18 protein-coding genes are annotated in these 14,905 nt (G+C 70.5%); 11 read left to right on the top strand and 7 right to left on the bottom strand.

The genetic code is table 11. The annotated features are described in order from the left end of the window. Positions 1–47: 47 nt before the first annotated feature. The 3 genes from ACFYWS_RS01340 (at position 48) to ACFYWS_RS01330 (ending at position 1,425) form a co-directional block, all read left to right on the top strand. A complete protein-coding gene (locus tag ACFYWS_RS01340; protein ID WP_389268227.1) occupies positions 48–398 on the top strand; it encodes a luciferase family protein in 351 nt (116 codons plus the stop codon). Positions 399–425: 27 nt separating this feature from the next. Then, positions 426–1,004 (top strand): dihydrofolate reductase family protein, encoded by a 579-nt coding sequence (locus tag ACFYWS_RS01335; RefSeq protein ID WP_389268225.1) that lies wholly within the window; start codon positions 426–428, stop codon positions 1,002–1,004. A 61-nt stretch (positions 1,005–1,065) separates the two neighbouring features. Then, entirely contained in the window at positions 1,066–1,425 is a 360-nt protein-coding gene (locus tag ACFYWS_RS01330; RefSeq protein ID WP_389268223.1) for a helix-turn-helix domain-containing protein, read from the top strand. Positions 1,426–1,432: 7 nt separating this feature from the next. Here the strand turns inward: ACFYWS_RS01330 and ACFYWS_RS01325 are convergent, their stop codons facing one another. Then, positions 1,433–1,810 carry a DUF488 domain-containing protein gene (locus ACFYWS_RS01325; RefSeq protein ID WP_389268221.1) on the bottom strand — a complete coding sequence of 126 codons (378 nt, stop codon included), beginning with the start codon at positions 1,808–1,810 and terminating at the stop codon, positions 1,433–1,435. A 134-nt stretch (positions 1,811–1,944) separates the two neighbouring features. Here ACFYWS_RS01325 and ACFYWS_RS01320 point away from each other — a divergent pair, with 134 nt between their 5' ends. After that, the gene (locus ACFYWS_RS01320; RefSeq protein WP_389268219.1) at positions 1,945–2,571 is read left to right on the top strand and encodes an HdeD family acid-resistance protein; all 627 of its coding nucleotides are present in this window, start codon (positions 1,945–1,947) and stop codon (positions 2,569–2,571) included. 80 nt (positions 2,572–2,651) lie between these two features. On the opposite strand, the gene ACFYWS_RS01315 is transcribed toward ACFYWS_RS01320, so the two are convergent. The 4 genes from ACFYWS_RS01315 to ACFYWS_RS01300 all read right to left on the bottom strand — a co-directional run bounded on the left by ACFYWS_RS01315 (position 2,652) and on the right by ACFYWS_RS01300 (position 5,082). Beyond that, complete coding sequence (locus ACFYWS_RS01315; protein WP_389269435.1) at positions 2,652–3,707, bottom strand: hypothetical protein; 1,056 nt, start codon at positions 3,705–3,707, stop codon at positions 2,652–2,654. 139 nt (positions 3,708–3,846) lie between these two features. Continuing rightward, positions 3,847–4,344 (bottom strand): two-component system response regulator, encoded by a 498-nt coding sequence (locus tag ACFYWS_RS01310; RefSeq protein WP_389268217.1) that lies wholly within the window; start codon positions 4,342–4,344, stop codon positions 3,847–3,849. Positions 4,345–4,410: 66 nt separating this feature from the next. After that, entirely contained in the window at positions 4,411–4,569 is a 159-nt protein-coding gene (locus tag ACFYWS_RS01305) for a hypothetical protein (RefSeq protein ID WP_389268215.1), read from the bottom strand. A 111-nt stretch (positions 4,570–4,680) separates the two neighbouring features. Continuing rightward, positions 4,681–5,082, bottom strand: coding sequence for a VOC family protein (locus ACFYWS_RS01300; RefSeq protein ID WP_389268213.1), 402 nt, complete (start codon positions 5,080–5,082; stop codon positions 4,681–4,683). A 148-nt stretch (positions 5,083–5,230) separates the two neighbouring features. Here ACFYWS_RS01300 and ACFYWS_RS01295 point away from each other — a divergent pair, with 148 nt between their 5' ends. The 3 genes from ACFYWS_RS01295 to ACFYWS_RS01285 are packed head-to-tail and all read left to right on the top strand — an operon-like array spanning position 5,231 to position 9,695. Beyond that, on the top strand, positions 5,231–7,030 hold the full coding sequence (locus tag ACFYWS_RS01295; protein WP_389268211.1) for a thiamine pyrophosphate-requiring protein: 1,800 nt from the start codon (positions 5,231–5,233) through the stop codon (positions 7,028–7,030). Between the two features lie 56 nt (positions 7,031–7,086). Next, positions 7,087–8,310 (top strand): AAA family ATPase, encoded by a 1,224-nt coding sequence (locus tag ACFYWS_RS01290; protein ID WP_389268209.1) that lies wholly within the window; start codon positions 7,087–7,089, stop codon positions 8,308–8,310. Continuing rightward, on the top strand, positions 8,307–9,695 hold the full coding sequence (locus ACFYWS_RS01285) for a VWA domain-containing protein (RefSeq protein WP_389269433.1): 1,389 nt from the start codon (positions 8,307–8,309) through the stop codon (positions 9,693–9,695). Before ACFYWS_RS01290 ends, ACFYWS_RS01285 begins: the two co-directional genes overlap by 4 nt. 11 nt (positions 9,696–9,706) lie before the next feature. Here ACFYWS_RS01285 and ACFYWS_RS01280 read toward each other — a convergent pair whose 3' ends face one another. Continuing rightward, on the bottom strand, positions 9,707–10,642 hold the full coding sequence (locus ACFYWS_RS01280; RefSeq protein ID WP_389268207.1) for a cation diffusion facilitator family transporter: 936 nt from the start codon (positions 10,640–10,642) through the stop codon (positions 9,707–9,709). Between the two features lie 72 nt (positions 10,643–10,714). Between ACFYWS_RS01280 and ACFYWS_RS01275 the strand changes: the two genes are divergently transcribed. From ACFYWS_RS01275 to ACFYWS_RS01260, 4 genes are all read left to right on the top strand, one after another. Further along, positions 10,715–10,885: a hydrophobic protein gene (locus ACFYWS_RS01275; RefSeq protein ID WP_266724941.1), complete on the top strand. Its 171-nt coding sequence runs from the start codon at positions 10,715–10,717 to the stop codon at positions 10,883–10,885. 117 nt (positions 10,886–11,002) lie between these two features. Continuing rightward, entirely contained in the window at positions 11,003–11,956 is a 954-nt protein-coding gene (locus tag ACFYWS_RS01270) for an LLM class F420-dependent oxidoreductase (RefSeq protein WP_389268204.1), read from the top strand. Between the two features lie 138 nt (positions 11,957–12,094). Next, a complete protein-coding gene (locus ACFYWS_RS01265) occupies positions 12,095–12,523 on the top strand; it encodes a ferredoxin (protein WP_389269431.1) in 429 nt (142 codons plus the stop codon). Positions 12,524–12,653: 130 nt separating this feature from the next. Beyond that, positions 12,654–13,832 (top strand): acyl-CoA dehydrogenase family protein, encoded by a 1,179-nt coding sequence (locus ACFYWS_RS01260; RefSeq protein ID WP_389268202.1) that lies wholly within the window; start codon positions 12,654–12,656, stop codon positions 13,830–13,832. Here the strand turns inward: ACFYWS_RS01260 and ACFYWS_RS01255 are convergent. Further along, positions 13,789–14,814 (bottom strand): endonuclease/exonuclease/phosphatase family protein, encoded by a 1,026-nt coding sequence (locus ACFYWS_RS01255; RefSeq protein ID WP_389268200.1) that lies wholly within the window; start codon positions 14,812–14,814, stop codon positions 13,789–13,791. The two genes, ACFYWS_RS01260 and ACFYWS_RS01255, sit on opposite strands and share 44 nt — an antisense overlap. Positions 14,815–14,905: the final 91 nt, after the last annotated feature.

Genomic DNA, 14,905 nt, shown 5'->3' with positions numbered 1-14,905 from the left:
GTGGATGGGGGTGGTCCTCCAGGTGAAGCGTGCGCGAGGATGGGGGCATGACCGCGGCCCAGCGCGCCATGACCGAGCTCGGGACATGGCCGAACCTGGTAATCGGCCCGCCCCGGTGCTCGGTTGGGCACGCCTTTCGCGCGGCGGGCCACGACCTCGTGCACTTCCATGCGGACGACTGCGCCGATCTGTACCTGACGTCGTCGGCCGTGCAGCGACTGCTGCCCCAACTGCGACACAACAGTGCCATCAGGGTGCAACCGGGGGCCTCCTGGATTACCGTGCTTCTCGAATGCGACACCGATGTGCAGCTGCTGCTGAGCCTGGTGAGCGTCGCCCTGAAGGAACACGATGCGCACGCCTGTCCCTCACCCCCGTGTGACTGGGAGCGCGGTTAGCGGTTGCCGGAGAGAGGCGACCACGCAATGCGCAAGATCGTTTTCATGATGGGCATGTCCCTCGACGGCTATATGCAGGGCCCCGACCGCGAGATCGGGTGGCACCGGGTCGACGAGGAACTGCACCAGCACATGAATGACGTGGGCCGCTCCTTCGGCGGCTTCCTCAGTGGCCGCGTCACGCACGAACTCATGGCCGACTACTGGCCCACGGCGGACAAGGACCCCGAGGCCTCGCCGGCCGTCGTCGAGTTCGCGGGCATCTGGCGGGACGTGCCGAAGATCGTGTTCTCCCGGACGCTGAAGCCCGGCCCGGGGGAGTGGCACACCACCGTCACGCCGGAGGTGGTGCCCGAGGCGATCCGCGCACTCAAGGAACAGCCCGGGGGTGACCTGGCCATCGAGGGGGCGAACATGGCGACGACGTTCCTGGAGCACGACCTCGTGGACGAGTTCCGGGTCTACGTCCACCCGGTCCTCATCGGCGTGGGCACCCCGATGTTCCACCCGGGCAAGACGCTCACCGAGCGCGCGCTGCGCCTCGCGGAGACGCACACGTTCGGGAACGGGGTCGTCCTGCTGCGGTACGAGCGGGACCGCGACTGAGCGATATCGCCGTGGGCGAAGTCCGGGGCGGGGCCGTCGCGCGCGCTCGTACGGTGGGCCGATGAGCATCCAGGAGAACAGCCGCCCCCGTCCCGTCCCGGTCCAGGAGCCGCTGTGGCGCCATGTCGTCGGCGGGGTGCTGCGGCGGCGCAGGCGGGCGCAGGGACGGACGCTGCAGGACGTGGCGGACGTCGCCGGGATGTCGATGCCCTACCTCTCGGAGATCGAGCGAGGGCGCAAAGAGGCGTCCTCCGAGATGCTGGCCGCCGTGGCGGGAGCGCTCGGGCTCGGGCTCGTCGACGTACTCGCCCTCGCGCAGGGGGAGTTGGCGCGGGCGGTGCGGCCGGCCCGGCTGGTCTCGGCCACCGGCGTGAGCATGTCCGGCCAGGCGTCGAGGGGCACGGTCCGCCTCGCGGCCTGAGCCGGGTTCAGCCCTCTTCGAGGTGGCGCCGCAGCACCGGGACGTGGCTGTGCTCGATGTCCTTCACCGACGTCACGAGCGTCACCCGGCCGTGCTGCGCCAACTCGCGTACACGGTCCACGAGTTCGGTGCGCTCCGGTTCGGCCAGCTCCGCAGCGTAGCGCTCGGCGAACGTGTCGTACCGGCCCTCCTTGTCCTCGTGGTACCAGGAGCGCAGCTCCTTCGACGGCGCGATGTCCTTGAGCCACTCGTCGACGTCGGCGCGCTCCTTCGAGATGCCGCGCGGCCAGAGCCGGTCGACCAGCAGTCGGGTGCCGTCGGCCGGGGCGGCGGGGTCGTAGACCCGGCGGACGGCGAAGGGGCCGGAACCATGGTGTGCGGTCATGGAGTCATTGTGCTGCTTTCTCCGCTGTGGCGTTTCTGGCGTTTCTGGCGTTTCCGGCGGGAGAGAGCGTCCGGCGTCAGCCGTTCGGCCCACGCGCGATGGCGGAGCCCGGTGTTCCGTAGCGAAAGTCGAGCATGACCCAAGCACCGTACGACCCGCAGACCCCGTACCGGACGCCCGGCGGCGACACCCCGCAAGGGCAGGGTCCGCTCGGCAGACTCGCCCAATCGGCCTGGCAGGCCGTGCTGCTCATGGGCGTCGCCTCGGTGATCCTCGGGGTGCTCGTCCTGGCCTGGCCGGGCGCGTCGCTGCGCGTGGCGGGCGTCCTGTTCGGCGTGTACCTGCTGGTGAGCGGCATCTTCCAGCTCGTCGCCGCGTTCGGCACGCACGCGACGGCCGGGATGCGTGTCATCGGCTTCATCAGCGGCGCCCTGTCGGTGCTGCTGGGCCTGTTCTGTTTCCGCGATGCGATGGAGTCGACGCTGCTGCTCGCTCTGTGGATCGGCATCGGCTGGCTGTTCCGCGGCATCACGCAGACCGTCGCCGCGGCCTCCGACCCCGCGATGCCCACCCGCGGCTGGCAGATCTTCCTCGGTGTCGTCACCGCGATCGCCGGGGTCGTCCTGATCGTGTCGCCGTTCGAGACGCTCGCGGTGCTCACGCTGGTCACCGGCATCTGGCTGCTCGTGGTCGGCGTCGTGGAGATCGGCACGTCGTTCGCGGTGCGCAAGCGGGCGAAGGACATCCCGACCGGGGTGTGAGCACACATCACATACGGCGAGGACCCCGCTGCTCCAGCGGGGTCCTCGCCGTATGAGTGTGTCTCAGGAGAGCGGGCGCCTCAGACGCCCACCGCCTCCTCCATCTCCTCTTCCTGTTCCTGGTCGCGCACGGTCTCCCGCTTGTGCTTGTGCGCGGGGGCCGGCTCGACGGCCGGGGTGCCGCGCCGGCGCTCGGCGAGACCCGCCACCGTGATCATGGCGACGCCCACGAGCAGCCAGGCCACGAGCGTCCAGAGGTTGCGGGCCAGGTCGTGCTGCCCGAAGTAGAGGAGGTCGCGTGCGCCCTCGACGTATCCCGCGCCGTTCCAGAAGCCGTGCAGGCCGGCGAAGAAGCCGTTCTGCAGCTCGGGCCGGAAGATCCCTCCGGAGCTGGTGAAGTTCAGCATCACGAACAGCACCATCACGCCGAGCGTCGTCCACTTCTTCAGGAACGTGTGCAGTCCTACGCCGATCAGCAGGACGCCCGCCGAGTAGAGCCACGTCATGCCCCACAGGCCCCACAGGTGGGAGTGCGCGAGGTGGAAGACGGGGCCCGCGAACGCCGCGCCGATCAGGCTGACCACGCCGGACGCGCCGACGACGAGCAGGGCGCGGGTGCGCATCCGCAAGCCGGCGCCCGCGCCGCCGATCACCGCGACCGAGGCGTACGAGCCGATGCTGACCGCCACGAGCAGGAAGAACAGGCCCTGTCCTGTCGGGTCGTCGTCCACCGACGGCGTCACGTCGGTCACCTTCAGCGGCGAGCCCTGTTCGGCGGCGACCGGCGTGAAGATCTTCTGGACCACGGAGACGGTGGTGTCCGATCCGGCGGACGCCACGATCAGCTCGGGCGCCTTGGCGTCGAGGACGTAGGCGCCGTCGATGTCCCGGGTCTCCAGCTGGTCGACCGCGGTGGAGCGGGAGTCGAGCGTGCGGACGTCGAGCGCGTCGCCCGCCTTGTCCTTGACCGTCTGCGCGAAGACCTTCGCCTCCGGGCCCGAGCCGACGACGGCGATCGGCAGATGGTGCGGCTCGGGAGAGGCGAAGGCGCCGAGATAGGCGAGGCCCATGCCGACGCACATCAGGAGCGGGGTGAGCAGATGCGTCAGGACGTGGCGCAGCGCGGGTTCGCGCATGCCGCTCATGAGCAGGACCTCCACGGATCGATTCGGTTGGCTTATACAACTCTTGGTGCAGTTGTACTCTACAACCATACGGAGGGCCGGAAGTCCCTGAGTCGGTGTGACCATGGCCACCCAGGGGAGGAAGGGCAGGTCAGGCGGGGCGTGACAGTGATCGGTCCGCAGCGGCGTGCGCCGGTGGCGCGGGATGTCCGTCGCCCCCGTTCTCGTACGTCCGAAGGCGCTCGCGCAGCGCGTGCATGCGCAGGCTCGTCTCGTACAGATAGCGGACCTTCGTCCGCATCACCCATGGCTCGACCGGCTTCGACACGTAGTCGGCGACGCCGAGTTCGAAGGCCCTGGCGGCGAGCTTGGTGTCCTGGCCCGCGCCGGTGATCAGCATGATCGGGATGTCCTGCGTCTGTTCGAGGCGCGTCATGTAGTGCGCGACCTCGAAGCCGTCGACATCGGGCATCAGCACGTCGAGCAGGACCAGGCCGATGCCGCCGCGCAGCACTGCCTTGAGTGCGTCGTTCCCGGTCTTGGCCCGGTCGATCGGATAGCCGAGCGGGGCCAGCGCGCTCTCCATCGCGAAGAGGGTGTCGTCCCGGTCGTCGACGACGAGAATCCTCGGCCGTGCAGCGGTGGGCATCGCCAAGCGCCTCCCCTCGTCGGCACCGACAGCATATGCCCGAATCCACGGGAGGGAAGGGCTCGCTCAGTCCTCTCCGCGCACCAGATTCCAGTCCGTGTCACGGTCGTTCGCGCCACCGGAGGGCTCGTGTTCGTCGCGCCGTGCGGCCCTGTAGGTGCGGACCCTGCCCTTGACCTCGCGTTTGGTCTCTGCGGGGTGCGGGGCGCGCTCCATTGTGTTCATGATCGGATCTTTCTCCGGCTGAAATCCGAGGGAAATCAGTCGAGTTCGGTTGTAGACGGTCGTGTAGACGCCACGTTCGAGGCCTGTTCCGTGAGCTTTCCGAGGGCCGGCTCAGCCGGTCTTCGGTGCGGGGTGCCGGGCGCAGTGCGTCGCGAACGGATGCCCGGCAGGGTCGGAGTACAGGCGCATCTCGTTCGGGCCGCGGGCGCCACGGGTCTCCAGCGGGCGGGCGCCCAGGCCGATGAGCTTGCGCTCCACCTCGTCGAGGTCCTCCTGGTCCACCAGGAAGTCGAGATGGGCCTGCTGCGAGTCGTCGGGGCGCGGCCAGCTGGGCGGGGCGGCGTTCAGGTCGCGGCGGAAGGCCATCCGCATACCCTGCTCGCCGACGACGTCGATGCGGTTGCTGCCGGGCATCGTATCGATCTCGCCACCCAGCAACGTCCGGTAGAACTCGGCCAGTTCCTCCGGCTCCGCGCAGTCCAGGACCAGCACTCCAGCCCGCACCAGGCTCATGTCTCCTCCTCCGTCGCACCCCCGTGGCGCGTCGGGGCGCCGAGTACCCAGAGCGGGCGGCGCCAACCGGGTTTCCCCGGTCCCTGGCTGGTCACCCGGCCCAGCGCGTGTTGCCAAAGCAGCGTTCCTCGAACCGAAAGGTCCCGGCATGAGCACCAAGGTCGCCGATCACATCCTCGAACGCCTGCGCGCCTGGGGCGTGGAGCAGGTCTTCGGCTACCCGGGCGACGGCATCAACGGACTGCTCGCCGCCTGGGGCCGGGCCGACAACCGGCCCGAGTTCGTACAGGCGCGGCACGAGGAGATGGCCGCCTTCGAAGCGGTCGGCTACGCGAAGTTCAGCGGCCGCGTCGGTGTCTGCGTCGCCACCTCGGGCCCCGGGGCGATCCACCTCCTGAACGGCCTGTACGACGCCAAGCTCGACCACGTCCCGGTCGTCGCCATCGTCGGGCAGACCGCCCGCAGCGCCATGGGCGGCTCGTACCAGCAGGAGGTCGACCTGCACACGCTGTACAAGGACGTCGCCTCCGACTTCGTGGAGACCGTCAACGTCCCCGAGCAGCTGCCCAACGTCCTCGACCGGGCGATGCGCACCGCCACCGCGCGCCGCGCCCCCACCGCCGTGATCATTCCGGGGGACGTGCAGGAACTGGACTACAACCCGCCCCCGCACGCCTTCAAGATGGTGCCCTCCAGCCTCGACCGCAGCTCGTGGACCGCCGAACCCGCGCAGGAGGCGGTGGAACGGGCCGCCGAGGTGCTCAACGCGGGCGACAAGGTGGCCATCCTCGTCGGCCAGGGCGCGGCGGGCGCGAAGGACGAGGTGTGCGAGGTCGCCGAACTGCTCGGGGCCGGTGTGGCCAAGGCACTGCTCGGCAAGGACGTGCTCTCCGACGAACTCCCGTACGTCACCGGGGCGTCGGGTCTGCTCGGCACCCGCCCCTCCTACGAGCTGATGAGGGACTGCGACACCCTCCTCACCATCGGCTCCAGCTTCCCGTACGCGCAGTTCCTGCCCGATTACGGCAAGGCGCGCGGCGTGCAGATCGACATCGACCCGCACATGATCGGCATGCGCTACCCGTACGAGGTGAACCTCGTCGGCGACGCAAGCGCCACACTCCGCCGGCTGCTGCCGCTGCTGCGCCGCAATGAGGGCCGCGACTGGTTCGACGAGACCTGCGCGAGCGTCCGGCGCTGGCACGACGTCATGGACCGCCGCGCCCAGTTGAGCGCCGACCCGATCAACCCCGAACACGTCGCCCGCGCCCTCGACCCGCTGCTCCCGGACAACACGATCCTCACCTCGGACTCCGGCTCCGCCGCCAACTGGTACGCCCGCCACATCACCATGCGCGGCACGATGCGCGGCTCCCTGTCCGGCACGCTCGCCACCATGGGCTGCGGCGTCCCCTACGCGATCGGCGCCAAGTACGCCCATCCCGACCGGCCCGTCGTGGCGCTCGTCGGCGACGGCGCGATGCAGATGAACGGCCTCGCCGAACTCATCACCGCCGCCAAGTACCGGCACCGCTGGACCGATCAGCGCCTCGTCGTCGGCGTGTTCAACAACCGGGACCTCAACCAGGTGACCTGGGAGCTGCGCGCCATGGGCGGCTCGCCGTCCTTCCTGCCCTCGCAGGAGCTGCCCGACGTCGACTACGCCGCGTTCGCACGGCAGTTGGGGCTCACCGGCATCCGCGTCGAGAAGCCCGCCGACGTCACCGACGCCTGGAGCGCGGCGCTCGCCGCCGACGGGCCCGCCGTCGTCGACTTCCGCACCGACCCGTCCGTCCCGCCGATCCCGCCGCACGCGACGTGGGAGCAGATGGAGTCCACGGCGGAGGCGATCCTCAAGGGCGACCCGCAGAGCACCGACATGGTCAAGCAGGGCTTCAAGGCGAAGGTGCAGGAGTTCATGCCGGGCGTCGGCAAGCGCGACCACTGACGTATTTTGGGGTCCGACCTGGAAACGGTGGGGCCTTGCGAACAGGGGGAGTGGCAGTGGACGCGCGGGACGCGCAGCAAGCGGTGGGGGAGCGGGACGACACGGCCGAGCGGCTGCGCGCCATCCGCGACGAGCTGTCGGAGCGCTTCTACGAACGCGCCGACGTCGTACGCACCCTGATGACGGCGCTGCTCGCCGGTCAGCACTCCCTGGTGCTCGGGCCGCCCGGCACCGCGAAATCCGAGCTGGCCCGCGAGCTCACCGGCCGGGTCGAGGGGGCGGCGTACTGGGAGATCCTGCTGTCCAAGTTCACCGCCCCCACCCGGATGTTCGGGCCCATCGACGTCGCCGCCCTGGCCCGCGGCGAGTACCGCCAGGTCTACGACGGCCGGGCCACGACCGCGCACATCGCGTTCATCGACGAGATCTTCAAGTGCTCCACCGCCGCCCTCAACGAGACGCTGGGCTACCTCAACGAGCGGATCTACCACCCCGAGAACGGCGGCGCGCCGATCCACTGCCCGCTGATCGGCGCCATCACGGCCAGCAACGAACTGCCCGAGGGCGAGGACACCGCCGCGATCTACGACCGGCTCCTCGTCCGGATCGAGGTCGGCTACCTGGAGGACCCCTCGAACTTCGCCGCCCTCGTCCGCTCCGCCGTCGGCGGCCGCTCAAAGGCTCCGGCACGGACCACGATCCACCTGGCCGACCTGCAACGGGCCGTGGCCGAGACCGTCCCCGCCGTGGACGTCCCCGACACCATCGTCGACGCGGTGTGCACACTGCGGGCCGCCCTGCGCCGCAAGGAGCTCATCGCCTCCGACCGGCGCTGGCGGCAGGCGGTCGGACTGCTCCAGGCGTCCGCGTACCTCGACGGCAGGACCGAGGTCGCCGAGACCGATCTGTCGGTGCTCACCCACGTCCTGTGGGACTCGCCGGCCCAGCGCCCGACCGTCGAGCGCGAGGTGCTGCACCTGGTCAACCCCGACGCCAAGGAAGCGCTCGACCTGGCCGACACCATCGAGGAGCTGGAGACCCAACTCGACGCCATGGCAGGGCAGTCCCGCGAAGCGCTGAGCGACTGGGTCATCAAGAAGGCCCACCACCAGCTCGCGACGGCGGGGCAACGCCTGGACAAGCTCCGCGAGGAGGCGGCGGGCGCGGGCCGCTCCACCGCCGCCATCGACCGGGTCACGGGACGCCGGCGCGCAGTCCGCGCCCGGATCCTCACCGAGGCCCTCGGCGTGGACGCGAACATGGTGCGGGACGAGCCCTGAACGGGGCCGTGGTCGCGGACCGTTTCGACCGGCTGACGTGGCGCGACACATATGAACAGGCGGCGGGCGTACGGGAGTTGACGGCGGAGCTCGCCGCGCGCCACGAGAGCGCACGGGATCTGCTCGCCGATGTGTTCCTGGCCGCTTACACGGCGCGGGTGCGGGTGCGCGAGCGTGCGGACATGGACCCGTCGAGGCTGGTGAACCACGAGTTCGTCACCGCGCTCGTCGAGTCACCCGAGTTCGTGGAGCTGCGCAGGGACACCGTCGGAGACCCGTACGCCGCCGCGATGGCGCTGCTCGCACAGGGGCCCGCGCTGCGCGGGCTGCTTGACCGGGACACGCAGGAGCGGCCGGACGAGACACCTCGTCGTGACGGGCAGGGCACCGCCGCGGCAGCGGCCGGCGCGCCAGGCGCTCCGGGCGCCCCCGGCATCCGCGCCACCGCCCGCAGCGCCGCCGCGAAAGCCTCCCGCGCCGTACGGCAGGAGGCATCCCTGATGCGGGCCTGGGGTGTCGGACCCGGCGAGCTGGAGCGGATGCCGTTCGAGGAGCGGGCCCGGCTCGCCGAGCGGTTGCGCACCGGGCGGCTCGCCGAATGGGCCGAACTCATCGGCCGCTTCCGGCAGATGGCCGCCGGTGAACGCGCCCGCAAGGTGGAGAACACCACCGGGGAACTCGTCGGCGTCACCCTCGGCGACGACCTGTCCCGCCTCGTCCCCTCCGAACTCGCCGGACTCGGCGTGCCCGCCCTGCGCGCGGTGTTCGCCGCCCGGTACGCCGCCAAAGAGCTGATGCTCTACGACAGCCGGGGCGAGCAGCCCACCGGGCGCGGCGCCGTCATCGCGTGCGTGGACACCTCTCACTCCATGTACGAGGCGGGGCCCGGCGGCGTCACCCGTGAGGTGTGGGCGAAGGCGTGCGCGCTGGCGCTGCTCGACCAGGCCCGCGCCGCAGAACGCGACTTCGTCGGCATCCTCTTCTCCGCCGCCGACAAGGTCCGCGTCTTCCGCTTCCCCGCCGACCGGCCGGCAGGACTCGACGTGACCCTGGAGTTCGCGGAGACCTTCCTCGGCGGCGGCACCAGCTACCAGGCCCCGCTGGGCGCCGCCCGCGACGTCCTTGAGCGGGAGTTCGAGGACGCCGCCCGCGCCCGCGGCGACATCGTGCTGCTCACCGACGACGACTGCGGCGTCACCGAGGAGTGGATGCGCGGCTGGAACGCGGCCAAGCACCGCCTGGGCTTCCGCGTCTTCGGCGTGGCCGTCGGCGCCCCGCGCGCCGCCGAGGCCGAATCCGTCCTGGACGCGCTGTGCGACAACCTCCGCTCGGTGGAGGACTTCACCGACGTGCACGCCGCCGCCGACCTGTTCCGCGTGATCTGACCCGGCGGGTATCAGCGCTCAGATACCGGCTTCGGCGCGTTCACCACGTCCAGGAACACCTGGTCGGCCTCGGGCCAGCGGTCCTGCACCGACCGCTTGACGCGCTCCAGGACCAGCTCCAGGCGCTCGCTCTCGATGCCGGGCGCGAGATCGATCCGCGCCGCGACCAGCGTCGAGTCCGTCCCCAGCTGCATCGTGTGCAGCGCCGCCACATTGTCGATCTCGGGCTGCGCGGCGAGGAGTTCGCGGATGCCGCGGTGCAACTCGGGGTCGCCGGCCTCGCCGATCAACTGGTCGCGGGCGCTCCTGCCGAGCCGGTACGCCACGTACACGAGCAGCACGCCGATGGAGAACGAGGCGGCCGCCTCCCACTCGATCCGCCCCGTCACCATGTGCAGCGTCATCCCGCCCGCCGCGATGAGCACACCGATCACCGCTGTGCCGTCCTCGGCGAGGACCGTACGCAGCGCGGGGTCCGAGCCGATGCCGTCGCCCGGCTGCACACGCACCTGGTGCACGGCGCGGGCCAGCGAGCTGCCCTCCGCGAGCAGCGCCACACCGAGGACCACGAGCCCGGCGACGTAACCGCCGCGGGACTCCTCCTGGCCGCCCGACGTCAGCGCCTCGAACGCCTGGAAGAACGAGAAGCAGCCGCCCATCACGAAGATGCCGACGGCGGCCAGCAGCGACCAGAAGAACCGCTCCTTGCCGTACCCGAACGGATGCTTGCGGTCGGCGGGCCGTCGGCTGCGGCGCAGCGCGGCCAGCAGGAACACCTCGTTCAGGCTGTCGGCCACCGAGTGCGCCGCCTCCGAGAGCAGCGCGGGCGACGCGGCGAAGAGACCGCCGACGGCCTTGGCCACGGCGATCAGCAGATTGGCGGCGAGCGCCACCAGGACGGTGATCCGGGTCCTTCGGTCGTCTTCCTCGGAATTCTTCGGAGTCACGTCAACTCGCAGAGGGTGAGTGGAGTACGGGGGGAATTCTCGGGAACTCGGCGCCCCAAGGAGGTATTCACCGTGATTCCTGTTCTGCTGGTCCTGTTACTCGCGCTGCTTCTTTTCGGCGCGGGATTCGCTGTGAAACTGTTGTGGTGGGTGGCCATCGCCGTGCTGGTGGTGTGGCTGCTCGGATTCGTGATGCGCAGTACGACGGCGGGCGGATCGAGGTCTCGCTGGTACCGGTGGTGAGTAACCGAACCAGGTACCGATAAACCCCGGAACGAAACCCTTGAAATGCCGTCCGGGTCGGAATGATCCGCGATATGCCGGCCCGGACGGCACGACCCACACTCCCGGGAGGACGTCATGCCCGAGTACGGCTACTTTCTGGCGTCGGAGGAATTCGGGCCGCGCGAACTCGTGGAACAGGCCCGGATGGCGGAACAGGCGGGCTTCGACTGCCTGTGGATCTCCGACCACTACCACCCGTGGAACGACGCCCAGGGCCAGAGCCCCTTCGTCTGGAACGTGCTCGGCGCCCTCTCGGAGGCCGTGTCGCTGCCCGTCGAGACCGCGGTCACCTGCCCCACCGTCCGGATCCACCCGGCCGTCCTCGCCCAGGCCGTCGCCACCAGCGCGGTGCAGCTGGAAGGCCGCTTCCGCTTCGGTGTCGGCACCGGGGAGGCGCTCAACGAACACATCCTCGGCGGGCCCTGGCCCTCCGCGCACGTCCGTATGGAGATGCTCGAAGAGGCCATCGCGGTCATCCGCAAGCTCCTCGACGGCGGCGAGGTCACCCACCGTGGCGAGCACTACACAGTGGAGAACGCCCGCGTCTACACCCTGCCCGACGAGCCCGTACCGATCGACATCTCCGGCTTCGGCCCGCAGGCCACCGCGCTCGCCGCCCGCGTCGGCGACGGCTACATCACCATGAGCCCCGACGAGGAGCTGGTCACCCAGTTCCGCAAGGGCGGAGGCGGCGCGAAGCCCGTCGCCGGCGGCCTCAAGGTCTGCTACGGGCCCGACCGGGCGGAGGCCGTACGGCGGGTGCACGGGCTGTGGGCCAACCAGCTGCTGCCCGGCGAACTCGGCCAGGTGCTGCCCACGCCCCGCCACTTCGAGCAGGCGGAAACCCTCGTCACCGAGCAGATGGTCGACGGCGCGATGCCCTGCGGCCCCGACGTCGACGAGCACGTGAGCGCCCTCGATGCCTTCGCCCGGGCCGGCTTCGACCGTGTCTACGTGAACCAGATCGGCCCGGACCAACAGGAGTTCTTCGACTTCTACCGGACGAAGGTGCTGCCGCGGCTCAAGTGAAGCCCGGTTTGGGGTCCGCCGATCCGGCAACTCGCATCGCAGCCGTACGTCCCCTGGAAAGGAGCCGGGCCGGTGACCTCCCTGGCGAAGTATCAGCACCTCCACGCCGAGGCCCCCACGGGCGCCGACCGTGCCCTGATGACCGAACCGCCCAAGGACGACCTCGTCCGCTTCCTGGAGGACCGCTTCGCCTGCGCGCAGTCCTGCACGGAGTGCGCCCGCGCCTGCGCCCTGCTGGTCAGCTCCACCGACCTGGGGCCCATCGCCCCGCAGGTGCACGGTCCCGTGCGCCCGGTCCCGGACGAGAGCCCGGAACAGATCGACGCGCCGCACGGCCTGCGGCGCGCGCTGCTGCTCAGCGTCGAGGTGTGCGACGCGACCTGTCGGCTGCTGTCGGAGGAGGCACACCAGGACGAGTACGGGATCCGGCTCCAGGTCGAATGGTGCCGGGCCGTCACCCTGGAGTGCGCGCACGTCTGTGATCGCACCGGCGACGCCGCCGACTGCGCCGAATTCTGCCGGGCCTGCGCGCGGGCGTGCACGGATCTCCTCGCGACCCTCGGCTGACGACGCTGACGTTCCATCAGTTTCTGCGGTCCCCGGCATTCCCTATTTCTGGAACGCGTTCTACTGTGTGCGCCGTCAGGCTGGCGCCAAGCCGGCTCCCGGACCACGCAGTCGACCGCCAGGAGGGGCCGTGCACCTCGAATACACGCCTGAGCAGCAGCAGTTGCGCACCGAGCTGCGCGCCTACTTCGCCGAGCTCGTGCCCGAGAACGCGTACGCGCGCTACGAGGACCCGGCCGCGCAGAAGCGGTTCTACCGGGAGACGGTGCGCCGGCTCGGCAGCGACGGATGGCTCGGCGTGGGCTGGCCGAAGGAGTACGGCGGTCGTGGCCTCTCCCCGATGGAACAGTTCATCTTCTTCGACGAGGCCGCACAGGCGGGCGTGCCGCTGCCGCTGATGGCGCTGAACACCGTCGGCCCGACCATCATGCAGTTCGGTACCGACGAGCAGAAGGAGTCCTTCCTCCCGAAGATCCTCTCCGGCGAGCTCGACTTCGCGATCGGCTACAGCGAACCCGACGCGGGTACGGACCTTGCGGCGCTGAAGACGCGCGCGGTCCGCGAGGGCGACACGTATGTCGTCAACGGCCAGAAGATCTGGACGACCAACGGGGACACGGCCGACTGGGTCTGGCTCGCCGTCCGCACCGACCCGGACGCGCCCCCGCACAAGGGCATCACCATGCTGCTCGTCCCGACGACCGACCCCGGCTACTCCTGCACCATCATCAACACCCTCGCGTCGCACGACACCACGGCCAGCTACTACGAGAACATCCGCGTCCCGGTCTCCCGCCGCGTCGGCGACGAGAACAAGGGCTGGCGCCTGATCACCAACCAGCTCAACCACGAACGCGTCACGCTGGCCGCGCACGGCACCATGGCGATCCGCGCCCTGCACGACGTGCAGCGCTGGGCCATGGACACGAAACTCGCCGACGGCCGCCGCGTCATCGACCTCGGCTGGGTCAGGAAGCGCCTCGCCCAGACCCACACGAAGCTCGACGCGATGAAGCTCCTCAACTGGCAGATGGTGAACGCCGTTCAGCAGGGCACCCTCCTCCCGCAGGACGCCTCCGCCGTCAAGGTCTACGGCTCCGAGGCCCGCCGGGACGCGTACGCCTGGCTGATGGAGGTGGTGGGCGCGGCGGGCGCGTTGAAGGAGGGCAGTGCGGGGACGCTGCTCCACGGCGAACTGGAGCGCGGCTACCGCTCCGCCGTGATCTTCACTTTCGGCGGCGGGAACAACGAGATCCAGCGGGAGATCATCTCGTGGATCGGCCTGGGGATGCCGAGGGTGCGGCGCTGACCGGGTCCAGGGCGATCCGGGCCCGAACGGGAAGGTGGTCACTGCCGGTCGAGGCCAGGGGGCGGACGGGTCCGACGTTCGCCGAGCGGGCCATGATCTGGTCGATCCGGGCCACGGGGAACGCGGCGGGGTAACTGAAGGCGAGTCCGCGGTCCGGCACGTCCAGTTGTGAGGTCAGCGGGGCGAGGCCGCGGTCGTCGACCGTGCCGTTGAAGTCCCCGAGGACGAGCACCGTCTCCGTCTTCTCGGCGGCGACCTCCGCGCCGAGCTTGCGGGCGCTCTCGTCCCGCCACCGCGACGCCAGGCCGCTCGCGCCGATCCGTATCGAGGGGAGGTGTGCGACGTACACGGCGATGTCGCGCCGCGGGGCCTCGACGACCGCGCGCAGGCCCCGGTTCCACGGCTCCGTGATCCCGGCCGGCTTGATGTCCGCGGCCCGGACGCCGGTGAGCGGGTACTTCGACCAGAGCCCGACCGTGCCGACCACAGCGTGGTGCGGATGGCTCGCCGCAAGGGCGCGCTCGTACACCGCGCGGGCCTTCGGCAGCAGCTCCTCCAGGGCGATGAGGTCGGGGAACGACATGGACAGCTCGCTCGCCGTGCCCTGTGGGTCGGTGTTCTCGTCACTGACGTTGTGCTGCACCACGACGAGGTCGTGCCGTTCGGACCGGGGCTCGGGCAGCAGCACGCCGTATTGATGGGCCCAGACCGCCGTCGACAGCAGCGCAGCCAGCACCGCGAGTGGCGCCCGGCGCAGCAGAGCCAGGCCGAGGAGGACGACCAGCACCAGCCAGCACCACGGCAGGAACGATTCCACCAGGCTCCCGATGCGCCCCGGCGTGTTGGGGATCAGCCGGTGGAAGACGAGCACGAGCGCGGTCAGGACGGCGAGCGACGCGAGTACGCGCCCGCGACGCCATGGCGGGCGTCTGTCGCCCGCGCCCTCCGTGGCTGCCGTCGCTCCGTCGGCCCGCTCGCTCATGTCGCCCCGTCCACTCGCCCGTTGCCCGTGCCTGTTGTCCCTGCCCGGTCCCTGATCCTCAAGGACGAGTCCGCCGTTGATCGGGTTCCGC

This window comes from Streptomyces sp. NPDC002795, assembly GCF_042888725.1.
Classification (GTDB): Bacteria; Actinomycetota; Actinomycetes; order Streptomycetales; family Streptomycetaceae; genus Streptomyces.
This window is presented reverse-complemented; position numbering and strand designations above follow the sequence as displayed.